13 protein-coding genes are annotated in these 13,582 nt (G+C 70.0%); 2 read left to right on the top strand and 11 right to left on the bottom strand.

What is annotated here, in order from left to right; genetic code table 11:
- The first annotated feature begins 128 nt into the window (after nt 1–128).
- Nucleotides 129–1,199 (top strand): DNA integrity scanning diadenylate cyclase DisA, encoded by a 1,071-nt coding sequence (gene disA, locus ACOADB_RS15730; RefSeq protein ID WP_378600452.1) that lies wholly within the window; start codon nt 129–131, stop codon nt 1,197–1,199.
- Nucleotides 1,200–1,201: 2 nt separating this feature from the next.
- On the opposite strand, the gene ACOADB_RS15725 is transcribed toward disA, so the two are convergent.
- Nucleotides 1,202–1,939, bottom strand: a complete 738-nt coding sequence (locus ACOADB_RS15725) for a hypothetical protein (protein ID WP_378600419.1) — start codon at nt 1,937–1,939, stop codon at nt 1,202–1,204.
- A gap of 77 nt (nt 1,940–2,016) precedes the next feature.
- Between ACOADB_RS15725 and ACOADB_RS15720 the strand changes: the two genes are divergently transcribed.
- Nucleotides 2,017–2,907 carry an A/G-specific adenine glycosylase gene (locus ACOADB_RS15720; protein WP_378600417.1) on the top strand — a complete coding sequence of 297 codons (891 nt, stop codon included), beginning with the start codon at nt 2,017–2,019 and terminating at the stop codon, nt 2,905–2,907.
- Between the two features lie 76 nt (nt 2,908–2,983).
- On the opposite strand, the gene ACOADB_RS15715 is transcribed toward ACOADB_RS15720, so the two are convergent.
- From ACOADB_RS15715 to ACOADB_RS15670, 10 genes are all read right to left on the bottom strand, one after another.
- Nucleotides 2,984–3,490, bottom strand: coding sequence for a nitroreductase family deazaflavin-dependent oxidoreductase (locus ACOADB_RS15715; protein ID WP_378600414.1), 507 nt, complete (start codon nt 3,488–3,490; stop codon nt 2,984–2,986).
- A 62-nt stretch (nt 3,491–3,552) separates the two neighbouring features.
- Complete coding sequence (locus ACOADB_RS15710) at nt 3,553–6,120, bottom strand: ATP-dependent Clp protease ATP-binding subunit (protein WP_378600412.1); 2,568 nt, start codon at nt 6,118–6,120, stop codon at nt 3,553–3,555.
- A 212-nt stretch (nt 6,121–6,332) separates the two neighbouring features.
- Nucleotides 6,333–6,662: a histone-like nucleoid-structuring protein Lsr2 gene (locus ACOADB_RS15705; protein WP_378600409.1), complete on the bottom strand. Its 330-nt coding sequence runs from the start codon at nt 6,660–6,662 to the stop codon at nt 6,333–6,335.
- Nucleotides 6,663–6,753: 91 nt separating this feature from the next.
- Entirely contained in the window at nt 6,754–7,530 is a 777-nt protein-coding gene (locus ACOADB_RS15700; RefSeq protein ID WP_378600407.1) for a type III pantothenate kinase, read from the bottom strand.
- A gap of 4 nt (nt 7,531–7,534) precedes the next feature.
- The gene (nadC, locus tag ACOADB_RS15695; RefSeq protein WP_378600404.1) at nt 7,535–8,449 is read right to left on the bottom strand and encodes a carboxylating nicotinate-nucleotide diphosphorylase; all 915 of its coding nucleotides are present in this window, start codon (nt 8,447–8,449) and stop codon (nt 7,535–7,537) included.
- On the bottom strand, nt 8,446–10,179 hold the full coding sequence (locus ACOADB_RS15690) for an L-aspartate oxidase (RefSeq protein WP_378600402.1): 1,734 nt from the start codon (nt 10,177–10,179) through the stop codon (nt 8,446–8,448). The genes nadC and ACOADB_RS15690 overlap by 4 nt, the downstream gene beginning before the upstream one ends.
- A gap of 28 nt (nt 10,180–10,207) precedes the next feature.
- Nucleotides 10,208–10,627 (bottom strand): aspartate 1-decarboxylase, encoded by a 420-nt coding sequence (gene panD, locus ACOADB_RS15685; protein WP_378600399.1) that lies wholly within the window; start codon nt 10,625–10,627, stop codon nt 10,208–10,210.
- A 28-nt stretch (nt 10,628–10,655) separates the two neighbouring features.
- Nucleotides 10,656–11,573 (bottom strand): pantoate--beta-alanine ligase, encoded by a 918-nt coding sequence (gene panC, locus ACOADB_RS15680; RefSeq protein WP_378600397.1) that lies wholly within the window; start codon nt 11,571–11,573, stop codon nt 10,656–10,658.
- Nucleotides 11,570–12,502, bottom strand: coding sequence for a Rossmann-like and DUF2520 domain-containing protein (locus ACOADB_RS15675; protein WP_378600394.1), 933 nt, complete (start codon nt 12,500–12,502; stop codon nt 11,570–11,572). Before ACOADB_RS15675 ends, panC begins: the two co-directional genes overlap by 4 nt.
- Nucleotides 12,503–12,673: 171 nt before the next feature.
- Nucleotides 12,674–13,582 (bottom strand): polysaccharide pyruvyl transferase family protein (locus ACOADB_RS15670; protein WP_378600392.1); only part of this gene is annotated, 909 nt, incomplete at its 5' end.

Genomic DNA, 13,582 nt, shown 5'->3' with positions numbered 1-13,582 from the left:
CGTCAGAACCGATAACCCCGCGCCATGGTGCGCAGCGGTGGATAGGGTACGAGCGTTCCCGTTTCACCGGCAGGTTTCATCAGCACGGTCCGTCAGGCAAGTCATCAAGCAAGGGAGGAGCCCTCGTGATCACGTCGGCCGATCCCCGACTCCGCGAGACGCTCGCCCTGATCGCGCCCGGCACTCCGCTGCGCGACGGGCTCGAGCGGATCCTGCGTGGCCGCACCGGCGCGCTGATCGTGCTCGGCCAGGACAAGCTCGTCGAGACGCTGTGCACCGGCGGCTTCGAGCTCGACGTCCCCTTCACCGCCACGGGCCTGCGTGAGCTGGCCAAGATGGACGGCGCGATCATCGTCGACAGCGACCTCACGCGGATCATCCGGGCCGCCGTCCACCTGATGCCCGACCACAGCATTCCGTCGGAGGAGACCGGCACCCGGCACCGCACCGCCGACCGCGTCGCCAAGCAGACCGGACACCCCGTCATCTCGGTGTCCCAGTCGATGCAGATCATCGCCGCGTACGTCGGCGACGTGCGCCACGTGCTCGAGGACTCCGGCCAGATCCTCTCCCGCGCCAACCAGGCACTCGCGACGCTGGAGCGCTACAAGCTGCGCCTCGACGAGGTGTCGAGCACCCTGTCCGCGCTGGAGATCGAGGACCTCGTCACCGTGCGCGACGTTGCCGTCGTCGCCCAGCGCCTGGAGATGGTCACCCGGATCGCGCGCGAGATCGAGGACTACGTCCTGGAGCTCGGCACCGACGGCCGCCTCCTCGCGCTCCAGCTCGAGGAGCTGATCACCGGCGTCGACACCGAGCGCGAGCTCGTGATCCGCGACTACGTCCCCTCGCGTCGCCGCAGCCGCGACCCGAACGAGCTGCTGTCGAAGCTCGAAGCCCTCTCGGCAACCGACCTGGTCGACCCGTCGGCCGTCTCCAAGGTGCTCGGCATCGGCACCGGCGAACACCTCGACGGCGCCGTCGCGCCCCGGGGCTACCGCCTGCTCACGAAGGTCCCCCGCCTCCCCACGAACGTCGTGGAGGGCCTGGTCGACCACTTCGGCACCCTGCAGAAGCTGCTCTCCGCCGGCATCGACGACCTCCAGGCCGTCGAGGGCGTCGGCGAGCTGCGCGCCCGTAGCGTGCGCGAGGGGCTCAGCCGCCTCGCCGAGTCGACGATCCTCGAGCGTTACGTCTGACTTCAGGTCGTCGGCTTGGTCGCCGTGTCCGTCGGCGTCACTTCGATCGTCCGCGTGGCCGGTCGCACGAGGCTGAACGCAGCCTCCGCCGGCTCCCCGCCGAGCGCAGCCGCTGCAATGGTGAAGTCACCGGGCAGCACCCACGCGGTGCGCGAGGTGCAGCCCTGGTTCGACTCGCGGGCATTCCAGGTCATCGTGACGACGGTGGCCACCGCTCGTCGTACGACGACGGACTGGGAAGGCACCGCCTTCCGGCACTGACGGGTCGACCAGATCTCTTCCTTGCCCTGGGCGATCCGCACCGTGAGGCTGTTGCTGGCGACCTGCCACGTGCACGCCTCGGACGTGATGGTCTGCAGCGACAGGCTGAGGGTGACGTTCGCTCCGGCGGCCTGACCCCCTGCGACGGACGGAGTGACCGCGACGTCCGCGGGCTTGCAGACGCCCTCCGGCGCAGCCAGGGTCGGGGTCGCCTTCGCACCCGGGGTCACCGGTGCGGTCGAGGTCGCGTCGCCGGCGGTCACCGTCTGCGTCGCCGACACCTGCGCGCCGGCCTGCTCGGCCGTGGGCGTCTCGTCCGAGGATCCGTCGCTGCCACCGGTCAGCCATTGCGCGATCACGAACACGAGCGAGAAGGCAACGGTGCCGACGAACAGGCGCCGCCGCCAGTAGACATCAGGCGGCAGCGGGCCGCGGGTGGTCCGGCCGCGGGCGCTGGAGGGACGGCGCTGCGACGACATGCCACCGACGGTAGTCAGCCACGCACCACGATCCCGGCTGACCCGCCGGACAGGGCCGAAGTCACAATGGGTCTGCCATGACGACGACCCCAGCGAACCCCGACGAACGCCTGGTCGACCCGATTCTCCGGTGGTACGACGAGCACGCTCGCGACCTTCCGTGGCGTCGGCCCGAGGCATCCGCGTGGTCGGTCCTGGTCAGCGAGTTCATGCTGCAGCAGACCCCCGTGGTCCGGGTGCTGCCCGTCCACGAGGCCTGGCTGGATCGCTGGCCCACCCCGGCGGCCCTCGCCGCCGACACCTCCGGCGAAGCGGTCCGTGCCTGGGGCCGTCTCGGCTATCCCCGACGGGCCCTGCGCCTGCACGCGGCGGCCGTCGCGATCACCGAGCAGCACGACGGCGTGGTGCCCGACTCCTACGACGAGCTGTTGGCCCTGCCCGGCATCGGCGATTACACGGCAGCCGCCATTGCTGCGTTCGCCTACGGGCAACGCCAGGTCGTGCTCGACACCAACGTGCGCCGGGTGCTGGCGCGCACGGTGACGGGTGTGGAGTTCCCCGCGCGCTCGGTCAACCGCGCAGAGCGCGACCTCGCCGCCGCCCTGCTGCCGCCCGATGCGCCGACCGCCGCGACGTGGTCGGTCGCCGTGATGGAGCTGGGGGCCCTGGTCTGCACCGCCGATCGGCCGCGCTGCGGTGACTGCCCGGTGCGGGACACCTGCGCCTGGCAACAGGCCGGCGCGCCGTCGTACGACGGACCACCGCGACCGGTGCAGGGCTACGCGGGCACCGACCGACAGTGCCGCGGACGGCTGCTCGCGGTCCTGCGCGATGCCCCGGGCGCCGTACCGAAGCAACGCCTGGACGCGGCCTGGGACGAACCCGTGCAGCGCGAACGCGCCCTCGCCTCACTGCTGGCCGACGGCCTGCTCGTCCGCACCACTGACGGCCACTACGCCCTCCCCTGACCGCGATAGTCCCGGGTCAAAAGCACCGAGACACGCGGGTATCCGGTGCTTTTGGCCCGGGACTACCCCACGGGCATCAGGAGGGTGTCAGGCGGAAGACCCGGATCTCCCGATCGGTACGGGTCTTGTAGACGGCGTAGTTGCCGGCGAGGTCGACCATCTTCTGCCATCCGGCGTCCGCTTCGTCACCGGCGAGGAGCTCGGCGTGAACCGTGATCTCGGTGCCACCGCTGATGACGCGCGCCTGGGGCTGGGCCAGCAGGTTGCCGGTCCAGGCGGGGTGGTGCGCCTGACCGAAGTTGGAGCCCACCACGATCACCGACTCACCGGCATCGCGGGCATACAGCAGCGGGCTCAGCCGCTTCTGGCCCGACTTGCGGCCGACCGTCTCCAACAACAGCGTGGGCAACCCGATGGGCCCGAGCACCGTACGACGCCCCCGGGTACGCAGCAGGACCTTGCGGTCAAGGGGCATCAGCTTGCGGATCACCAACGAGCCCGGCTTGCTGGACGCGATCCGGACGGCCAGGCCCTGCACGAACGCGTTCTCCGTGCCCCAGCGGTAGTCAGGAATGCTCGCCATGACCCGATCAAAGCAGGTCCGACCCGGCCCGTCGATGACGGACCGGGTCGGACGGTGCCTGCTTATTCGTTGCTGGCGAGCGGGTCCGAGTCGCCGGACAGCTCAGCGACATCACCTGAGGGCTCGGAGACCGTCTCCAGCGGCGGCATGTCCGGGACGCTGTTGACCTTCTGGCCCTCGAAGGTGAACGACGCGTCCGGCCCTTCGCCGTCGACGCCCACGAGCACGATCTGGCCGGGGCCGACCTCGCCGAAGAGCATCTTCTCGGCGAGGGTGTCCTCGATCTCGCGCTGGATCGTGCGACGCAATGGCCGCGCACCCAGCACCGGGTCGAAGCCCCGCGAGGCGAGCAGGTTCTTCGCTGCCTGGGTCAGCTCGAGCTGCATGTCGCGGTCCTTGAGCCGGAGCTCGACCGACGCGATCATGTTGTCGACCATCGCGACGATCTGCTCCTGCGACAGCGGCGGGAACACGATGATCTCGTCGACACGGTTGAGGAACTCGGGCCGGAAGTGCTGCTTGAGCTCGTCCTGCACCTTGTTCTTCATCCGCTCGTAGGAGCCCGCGGCGTCGTTGCCCTGCTGGAAGCCGAGGTTGACGGACTTGTTGATGTCCTTCGTGCCCAGGTTCGTGGTCATGATGATGACGGTGTTCTTGAAGTCCACGACCCGGCCCTGGGAGTCGGTCAGGCGACCTTCCTCCAGGATCTGCAACAGCGAGTTGAAGATGTCGGGGTGGGCCTTCTCGACCTCGTCGAAGAGGACCACGGAGAACGGCTTGCGGCGCACCTTCTCGGTGAGCTGACCGCCCTCTTCGTAGCCGACGTAGCCCGGAGGCGAGCCGAAGAGGCGCGAGACGGTGTGCTTCTCGCTGAACTCCGACATGTCGAGCTGGATCAGCGCGTCCTCGTCGCCGAAGAGGAACTCGGCGAGCGTCTTGGACAACCAGGTCTTACCGACACCGGACGGGCCGGCGAAGATGAACGAACCACCAGGGCGCTTGGGGTCCTTCAACCCGGCGCGCGTACGACGGATGGCGCGGCTCAGTGCGCGCACGGCCTCTTCCTGGCCGATGACCCGCTTGTGGAGCTCCTCCTCCATCTTGAGCAGTCGCGAGGACTCCTCCTCGGAGAGCTTGATGATCGGAATGCCGGTCGCGACCGCCAGCACCTCGGCGATCAGCTCCTCGTCGACCTCCGCGACCTCGTCCATGTCACCGGAGCGCCACTGCTTCTCGCGGTCCGACTTGGCAAGGATCAGCTGCTTCTCCTCGTCGCGCAGGCGCGCGGCGGCTTCGAAGTCCTGACCATCGATGGCCGCTTCCTTGCGCTGACGAACGTCGTTGATCTTGTCGTCGTACTCACGCAGGTCGGCGGGCGCCGTCATCCGGCGGATCCGCAGGCGCGAGCCGGCCTCGTCGATCAGGTCGATCGCCTTGTCCGGCAGGAACCGGTCGGAGATGTAGCGGTCGGCCAGGGTCGCGGCCGAGACGAGCGCCAGGTCGGTGATGGTCACCCGGTGGTGCGCTTCGTAGCGGTCCCGGATGCCCTTGAGCATCTCGATCGTGTCCGCGACGGAGGGCTCGGGAACCTGGATCGGCTGGAAACGGCGCTCCAGCGCGGCGTCCTTCTCGAGGTACTTGCGGTACTCGTCGAGGGTGGTCGCACCGATGGTCTGCAGCTCGCCGCGGGCCAGCATCGGCTTGAGGATGCTCGCCGCGTCGATCGCGCCCTCGGCCGCACCGGCGCCGACGAGGGTGTGGATCTCGTCGATGAACAGCACGATGTCGCCGCGCGTGCGGATCTCCTTGAGGACCTTCTTCAACCGCTCCTCGAAGTCACCGCGGTAGCGGGAACCGGCAACCAGGGCGCCGAGGTCGAGCGTGTAGATCTGCTTGTCCTTCAGCGTCTCCGGCACATTGCCCTTGACGATGTCCTGGGCGAGACCCTCCACGATCGAGGTCTTGCCGACACCTGGCTCACCGATGAGGACGGGGTTGTTCTTGGTACGACGCGACAGCACCTGCATGACTCGCTCGATCTGCGGCGCGCGGCCGATGATCGGGTCGAGCTTGCCCTCGCGGGCGTCCTGCGTCAGGTTGCGGCCGAACTGGTCGAGGACCAGCGACGACGACGGGGTCTCGCCACCGCTCGTGCTGCCGGACGCGGAAGCGGACGCACCGCTCTCCTTGCCCTGGAAGCCGGACAGCAGCTGGATGACCTGCTGGCGCACCCGGTTGAGGTCGGCGCCGAGCTTCTGGAGGACCTGGGCGGCCACGCCCTCGCCCTCGCGGATCAGGCCGAGCAGGATGTGCTCGGTCCCGATGTAGGAGTGGCCGAGCTGCAGCGCCTCGCGCAGGGACAGCTCGAGCACCTTCTTGGCACGAGGCGTGAAGGGAATGTGTCCCGACGGCGCCTGCTGGCCCTGGCCGATGATCTCCTCAACCTGGGCGCGGACCGCCTCCAGCGAGATGTCGAGGGACTCCAGCGCCTTCGCGGCGACTCCCTCACCCTCGTGGATCAGGCCGAGCAGGATGTGCTCGGTCCCGATGTAGTTGTGGGAGAGCATGCGAGCCTCTTCCTGGGCCAACACGACCACACGGCGGGCTCGGTCAGTAAACCGCTCGAACATCAGCACGCTCCTCACGTCACAGGGAAGTTCTGGAGATACAACCCTTCGAACAGCCTACGCGTTCCATGTACGGGTTCATTTCCAGTCCGCTGACAGCGAACAGGGACGTGCAGGAATCCCCGCTGAAGCGGGGAAACTGGCGCTCCTTGGCCGTTGCAACAGTCAAGGAGCGCAGGAATACCCGCATAAGCGGGTACTCCTGCACCACATGCTCAGCTCGCGGAGTCGAACGCCTCACGTACGTCGGCGGGGATCCGGCCGCGCTCGGGGACGGCGAAGCCGTTGGAACGGGCCCATTCGCGGATCTCCTTGGCGGAAGCACCGCCGTCGGCGGAGGTCGCGGCACGGGCACCGCGGCGGGCGGCGCGGCCGACCTTGCGTCCGTGGCCGACGTAGGTCGCCAGCGACTCGCGCAGCGCATCGGCGTTCTTGTCGTTGAGATCGATCTCGTAGCTGGTGCCGTCGAGGCCGAAGACCACTGTCTGGCTCGCCTCGGTGCCGTCGATGTCGTCCACCAGTGTGATGCTGACCTTCTGGGCCATCGGATAATCTCCTTTTCGTCGCAATATCGGAATCAACTCGACGTACGAGTCGCATTGCCACGATCAAAGCACACGGCCGCGAATATCTGAATCAGCGTTGATTGCGCAGAAACACCTTTTCCAGTCCGCGCAGGGTCAACCACGGGGAATGGTCGGTGAAACAGCGGCATTCCTCGAGAACAAGTGGAGCCAGGTGTCCGGTGGCAATCACCGCGACGTCCTCGGTCACGCATCCCAGCGCGGCAATCAGGCGTTCGACCATGCCCTCCACCTGGCTGGCGACGCCGAAGACCATCCCTGACTGGAGTGCCTCGACGGTGTTCTTGCCGATGACGCCGCGCGGTCGCACGAGTTCGACCATCCGCAATTGCGCGCCACCGCGGCTCAAGGCGTCGAGGGAGATCTCGATTCCGGGCGTGATCGCACCGCCGACGTACCGGCCCTGCGCATCGACGACATCGAAAGTCGTGGCCGTCCCACCGAAGTCGACGACGATCGCGGGCCCCGAATAATCGGCCGCTGCGGAAAGGGCATTGATGATCCGGTCGGTGCCGACTTCACGGGGATTGTCGACCATGATCGGAACTCCGGTGCGAATACCGGGTTCGACAATCACCTGCGCGACATCGGCGAAATGGACCGCGAGCATCTCGCGCCACGCATTGAGCCCGGCGGGAACGGTCGAGCACACGACAATCCCGGTGACGTCCTGCTCGAGGTCACCGAGGAGGCCGCGCAGCAGCACCGACCACTCGTCAGCAGTACGCCGCTCGTCGGTCGACACCCGCCAGTCGGCAACGACGTCGCCGTCCTCGAGCAACCCGAGGACGGTGTGGGCGTTGCCGATGTCGGCGGCGAGCAGCGGCATGGGACTACGTCGTCCGGAAGTCCAGGCCGAGGTCGAAGACGTTGACCGAGTGGGTCAGCGCACCGACCGAGATGAAGTCGACTCCGGTCTCGGCGACCTCGCGGGCGCGCTCGAGCGTGAGTCCACCCGACGCCTCGAGGGTTGCGTTGCCCCCGGCCGCCTGGTTGATCCGGACGGCCTCGGCCATGTCCGCGGTGCTCATGTTGTCGAGCAGCACCTCGGTGCAACCGGCGGCGAGCACGTCGCGCAGCTCGTCGAGGTCCATCACCTCGACCTCGACGCGGAGGCCGGGGTTCGCGGCGACGACGGCCCGGTAGGCGGCCACGACACCACCCGCAGCGACGGCGTGGTTGTCCTTGACCATCGCCCGGTCGACGAGGCTGAACCGGTGGTTGACGCCGCCGCCACACGCGACGGCGTACTTCTGCAGGGCGCGCCAGCCGGGCAGTGTCTTGCGGGTGTCGAGCACCCGCGCGCTGGTGCCGGCCAGGGCGTCGACCCACGCGGCCGTCGCCGTGGCGACGCCGGACAGGTGCGACGCGAAGTTGAGGGCGGTGCGCTCGGCGGTCAGGACGCCCTGGACGGGACCCGCCACCGTGAGGACGACGTCGCCGGGCTGGACGCGCGTGCCGTCGGCCACGCGCCCGCTCAGCTCCACCGTGTCGCCGAGGGCGTAGAGGAACGAGAGCTCGGCGATCGCGAGGCCGGCGACGACACCCGGCTCGCGCGCCACGAAGTCAGCCACGGCGCGGCCCATGTCGGGCATCGCGGCGCTGGTGACGTCGTCGGCGCCACCGGGCAGGTCCTCCTCGAACGCCAGCGCGATGTGGTCGTAGACCGCCTTCGGGTCGAGCCCGGCCGCGGCGATCTCCTCGACGAGCGACGCCGGCAGGGCGTCGTACGGCGTCCGGGCGATCACGCCGCACCTCCACCGACGACGGCGCCATTCACGGTGCCGTCGGTCGCAGGCGAGGCCACGAACGCAACCGTGGTCACGCCGTCGCTCATCCGTACGTCGAAGTGGCCGGCCCAGTGGGCGTCGTCGCGATCGGGGAAGTCCTCACGCCAGTGCGAACCGCGGGTCTCCTCGCGCAGCGCGGCGGCATCGGTGAGGGCGGCGCTGATGGTGACCAGGTTGGTCGCCTCCCACGCGTCCTGCCCCACGACGTCGGCGGTGTGGCCGGCGAGCTTGTCGAGCACCGCACCGGCCTCGGCCAGGCCGGGCGCGGTCCGCAGGACGCCGACCCTGGAGGACATCGCCTCCTGCAGCTCCCGGCGCACGTCGCCGGCAACGAGGCCCGCCGTACGGCCGTCCTCGGACGGCTCGCGCCACGGGGCGATCTCGCCGGGCAGCACGTCGGCGATGCGCCGCGAGAAGACGAGTCCCTCGAGCAGCGAGTTCGACGCGAGCCGGTTGGCGCCGTGCACGCCCGAGCAGGCGACCTCGCCGGTGGCGTAGAGCCCGGGCAGGTCGGTACGGCCGTGGAGGTCGGTGCGGACGCCGCCGGAGGCGTAGTGGCAGGCAGGCGCAACGGGAATCAGCGCGGTGACCGGGTCGACCCCGTGCGAGCGGGCCGTGGCGAGGATGGTCGGGAAGCGCTTCTCCCAGAACTCCGCGCCGAGGTGCCGGGCGTCGAGCCACATGTGGGGCCGGCCCGTCTCGATCATCCGCTTCATGATCGCCTTGGCGACCACGTCGCGCGGAGCGAGGTCGGCGAGCTCGTGCACGCCCTGCATGAAGCGGGTGCCACCCTCTTCCGGCGGGCCGTCGACGAGGAACGCGCCCTCGCCGCGAACCGCCTCGGAGATGAGCGGCTGCTGGCCGCGCGAGTCGGGTCCGAGGTACATCACGGTCGGGTGGAACTGGACGAACTCCAGGTCGCGCAGCGTCGCGCCGGCGCGCAGTGCCAGCGCCATGCCGTCGCCGGTCGCGACCGACGGGTTCGTGGTCTGCGAGAACACCTGGCCGAGACCGCCGCTGGCCAGCACGACCGCGCGGCAGTCGACGGCACCGACGCCGTCGCGCTCACCCTCACCGATGACGTGCAGGGTCAGGCCCGCGACGCCGGTGACGCCGCGCTCGTCCTCGCCGAGCAGCAGGTCGACGGCCAGCGCGTGCTGGATGACCTCGATGTCGGGGGCTGCCTCGATGGCCGCGATCAGCGCGCGCTGGATCTCAGCACCCGTGGCGTCTCCGCCGGCGTGCGCGATCCGGTCGCGGTGGTGCCCGCCCTCGCGGGTGAGCGAGAGCTCGCCGTCGTCGGTTTGGTCGAAGTTGGTGCCGAGCGCGATCAGCTCGCGGACCGCCTCGGGGCCCTCGTTGACCAGCACCCGGACGGCGTCCAGGTCGCAGGCGCCCGCGCCGGCGACGAGGGTGTCGACCTCGTGCTCCTCGGGGGTGTCGCCCGGACCGAGCGCCGCGGCGATGCCGCCCTGGGCCCACTGGGTCGAGCCGGCCGCCAGGACGTCCTTGGTGACGACGAGGATCTTGTCGACCTGCCCACGCAGGCGCAGCGCAGCCGTGAGCCCGGCGATGCCGGAGCCGACGATGACGACGTCGGCGCGGGTGGTCCAGCCGGGCCCGGGCGCGTCCAGTCGTCCCGGAAGGCGTCGTACGGCCGTCGGACTGGGGGCCACGTGGTCAGACATTCCTGCAGGCTACTGATCCGGAGCCGGGTCAGCGCGCCGCGGTGACGTCGCCGCGCTCGAGGCTCGGGTCGCCGAAGGTCTCGGCCGGGTCGAAACCGGTGGCCATGATCTTGTTGTCGGCGTCGACGAAGACCACGCTCGGCTTGAACTCCTTGGCCTCCTCGGTCGACATCTGGCCGTAGCCGATGAGGATGACCAGGTCGCCAGGGTGCACGAGGCGGGCGGCGGCACCGTTGATGCCGATGACGCCGGTGCCCCGCTCGCCGGCGATCGTGTAGGTCTCGAGGCGGGCGCCGTTGTCGATGTCGACGATGTGCACGAGCTCGCCCGCCAGCAGGTCGGCCGCGTCGAGCAGGTCCTCGTCGACGGTGACCGAGCCGACGTAGTGCAGGTCGGCCTGCGTCACGGTCGCGCGGTGGATCTTGCTCTTCATCATGGTGCGCAGCATGGGGTTCCCCCTCAGGAGTTTGAACTGCTCAGAACTGCAGGGTCATGTTGTCGATGAGCCGGGTCGTGCCGACCCTGGCTGCAACGAGGATCCGGCCTTCGGTGCCGGCTTCCGGGAAGTCGGGCAGCTCGCCCAGACCGGTGTCGGTGAGCGCGAGGTAGTCGAGCTCCACGCCCGGCTCCTCCTTGATGACGCTCATGGCTGCCCAACGGGCCGCCGGGACGCCGTACGGCGCCCGTTCCTGGGCCGCACGCAGGGCACGGCTCAACGTGGCAGCGTGCTGGCGCTGCCGGTCGTCGAGGTACCGGTTGCGGCTGGACCGGGCGAGCCCGTCGGGCTCCCGATCCGTGGGGGCACCGACGATCTCGATGCCGAGGCAGAGGTCGGAGACCATCCGCCGGATCAGGGTCAGCTGCTGGTAGTCCTTCTCGCCGAAGACGGCGACGTCGGGACGGACCAGGCCGAAGAGCTTGGCAACCACGGTGAGGACACCGCGGAAGTGTCCGGGGCGGCTGGCGCCTTCGAGGATGTCGGCGAGCGGGCCGGGCTGGACGGTGACCGCCTGCGACGGCACGCCGTCGTGCGGGACGCCGTCGGGGTACATCTCGGCGATGACCGGCGCGAAGACGACGTCGACGCCTTCGGCCGCCGCCATCTCGAGGTCGGTGTCGAAGGTGCGCGGATAGCGGTCGAGATCCTCGCCGGCTCCGAATTGCAGCGGGTTGACGAAGATCGAGACCACCACGACGCCGTCGCTGCCAGCGCGCTCGCGGGCCGCGCGCATCAGCGTCGCGTGGCCCTCGTGCAGCGCGCCCATGGTGGGCACCAGCACGACCGGCCCGGTGCCGTTGGTCGAGGAGGTCGCGCTGCGACCGTCTCGAGACCAGAGCAGGCCGGCAAGGTCTGCCCGGCTGCGTGCGACAGCCGGCGTGGTGGTTGCGGTCATGCCTGGTCGGCTCCCGCGTCGCCGGAGGTACGGGTGAAGCCGCCACTGAAGCCGCGGTCGCCGTACGCACCGAGCACGTCGGCCATCTTCTGCGCACGGATCGGGATCAGGCGACCGTCGGTGACAGCGCGGTCGAGCGTGGCCCAGGCCATCGCGACGTACGACGGCAGGGTGTCGGGTGCGTTGCGCGAGATGTCGGCCAAGTGGGCCGCGACGGTCTGCACGTCGCCGCGGACGATCGGCCCCGTGAGGGCGGCGTCTCCGTGGGCGAGGGCGTTGTCGAGGGCGGCGTCGAGCAGCGGGCGCAGGGTGCCGGACGGGTCGTCCACCCCGGCGGCGGCGAGCATGCTCATCGCCTCGCTCACGAGGGTGACGAGGTGGTTGGCGCCGTGGGCGAGGCCCGCGTGGTAGAGCGTGCGCATCTCCTCGGGCACCCAGGTGGGGCGTCCGCCGAGGTCGGCGACGAGGCCCTCGGCGACCTCGCGCTCCGCCGGTCCGGCGGTGAGGCCGAAGACGCAGCCGTGGAGGCGCTCGATGTCGACGACGGTGCCGGTGAAGGTCATCGCCGGGTGGAGCGCGATCACGTGCGCGCCGACCTCGGCGGCCGGGTCGAGCACGGCCAGGCCGTGGCGACCGGAGGTGTGGGCGACGTACTGCCCGGCCCGGAGGGCACCGCTCGCGGCGAGGACCTGCACCACGTTGGGGAGCATGTCGTCGGGGACGGTGAGCAGCAGCAGGTCGGCGTCGCGCGCGACATCGCTCGGCTTGCGCAGCGGGACACCGGGCAACAGCTCGGCGGCGCGGCGGCGAGAAGCGTCGGACTCGCCGGCAGCGGACACGACATGGTGACCGGCGGCGTGCAGACCCGCAGCGAGGACGGCGCCGACGCGGCCAGCACCGATCACGCCCACGCGGAACTTGTGGGACATCTGAGAACCTTTCGTTCCCGTCCCTCCGACCACTCCTCCCTGGTGGGGGGAGCCGGGGTGGGTACCGGACGTTGTGCTCACGTTTTCCTGCGCCCCGGGGTTCCGGGACGAGACAACGGTACGCCGGTTGCGCCACCCGCGGAACGGGGTGCCCCCGTGGCCCCTGTCACATCAGCCGCGGGCCCTGCGCTGCCCGGCACGGGCGATCAGCCTGGCCGCGCGGCGCGTGGGCGATGCGCCCCCGGCCGGCGACAGGCGGTCGAGCAGCTCCTGGCTGAGGCGACCCTGGTCCTGGCGCCGTGCCTCCCGGGCCTGTTCACGCAGCCACGCGACGTGCTCGCGGGTGGCCTCCAGGTCCGAGAGCTGCGAGGGCTCGATCCCGTCCGGGAAGTCGATGCCCGCCATCTGCTCGTTGAAGGCAACGCCCCCGTCACCGTGGGCGAACGTGTTCGCCAGTCCGTGCTTGTCGAGGTACGCGGCGAACCGGTCGTACCGCTCGCGGTGACCCCGCACCATCGGCGCCCAGTCCGCCTCCTCCACGAGGGTGACCGGATCGACGTCCTCGGGCAGCGAGCGCAGCAGCCGGTGCGGGATCTCGAAGTAGCGGCACAGCTCGAGGGTGCGGGCGTCGCCACAGAGCACCACTGCGGGGGTGCCGGCGAGCAGGGCGGCGATGCTCCCGTGGATCCGGGCACCGATGGAGACGTCGAAGCCCCGCAGGTCGTCGATCCACGTCGCCGGGTCGACGTACACCCGTGCCTTGCCCTCCTGGAACATCGGATGCTCCGGATGGGTCGGCATCAGCTTCACTGCCCCCGACGGGCTCGCGATGTCGCGCCAGCGCAGCTGCGCGGCCTCCGCGGTGTTCTGCCCGATGAACGTCGCCTGGGGGAACTGCTCGTGGATCCGCGCGATGATGCGGTCCAGGCCCAGGCTCCGTACGGCGGAGTGGGCGCCGTTGACGGCGACCCGCGAGGCCTCCGTCAGCTCCCCGACGGGCCTCATGGCCGGCAGAACGGGCCCCTCGAAGAACATCGACGGGCAGCCGACCACCTCGACGTCGCGGAATCCCAGGCCCGT

The sequence above is a fragment of the Nocardioides sp. CPCC 206348 genome (assembly GCF_048654705.1).
Classification (GTDB): Bacteria; Actinomycetota; Actinomycetes; order Propionibacteriales; family Nocardioidaceae; genus Nocardioides.
The sequence above is the reverse complement of the archived record's forward strand: the minus strand, read 5'-3'. Positions and strand labels throughout refer to the sequence as shown.

Bases quoted from the DNA above. Each gene is read 5' to 3' on its own strand.
- ACOADB_RS15675 (WP_378600394.1), bottom strand. From the start codon at position 12,502: ATGTCCCACAAGTTCCGCGTGGGCGTGATCGGTGCTGGCCGCGTCGGC.
- ACOADB_RS15710 (WP_378600412.1), bottom strand. From the start codon at position 6,120: ATGTTCGAGCGGTTTACTGACCGAGCCCGCCGTGTGGTCGTGTTGGCC.
- ACOADB_RS15720 (WP_378600417.1), top strand. From the start codon at position 2,017: ATGACGACGACCCCAGCGAACCCCGACGAACGCCTGGTCGACCCGATT.
- ACOADB_RS15715 (WP_378600414.1), bottom strand. From the start codon at position 3,490: ATGGCGAGCATTCCTGACTACCGCTGGGGCACGGAGAACGCGTTCGTG.
- ACOADB_RS15700 (WP_378600407.1), bottom strand. From the start codon at position 7,530: ATGCCGCTGCTCGCCGCCGACATCGGCAACGCCCACACCGTCCTCGGG.
- ACOADB_RS15690 (WP_378600402.1), bottom strand. From the start codon at position 10,179: ATGTCTGACCACGTGGCCCCCAGTCCGACGGCCGTACGACGCCTTCCG.
- panD (WP_378600399.1), bottom strand. From the start codon at position 10,627: ATGCTGCGCACCATGATGAAGAGCAAGATCCACCGCGCGACCGTGACG.
- panC (WP_378600397.1), bottom strand. From the start codon at position 11,573: ATGACCGCAACCACCACGCCGGCTGTCGCACGCAGCCGGGCAGACCTT.
- ACOADB_RS15705 (WP_378600409.1), bottom strand. From the start codon at position 6,662: ATGGCCCAGAAGGTCAGCATCACACTGGTGGACGACATCGACGGCACC.
- ACOADB_RS15725 (WP_378600419.1), bottom strand. From the start codon at position 1,939: ATGTCGTCGCAGCGCCGTCCCTCCAGCGCCCGCGGCCGGACCACCCGC.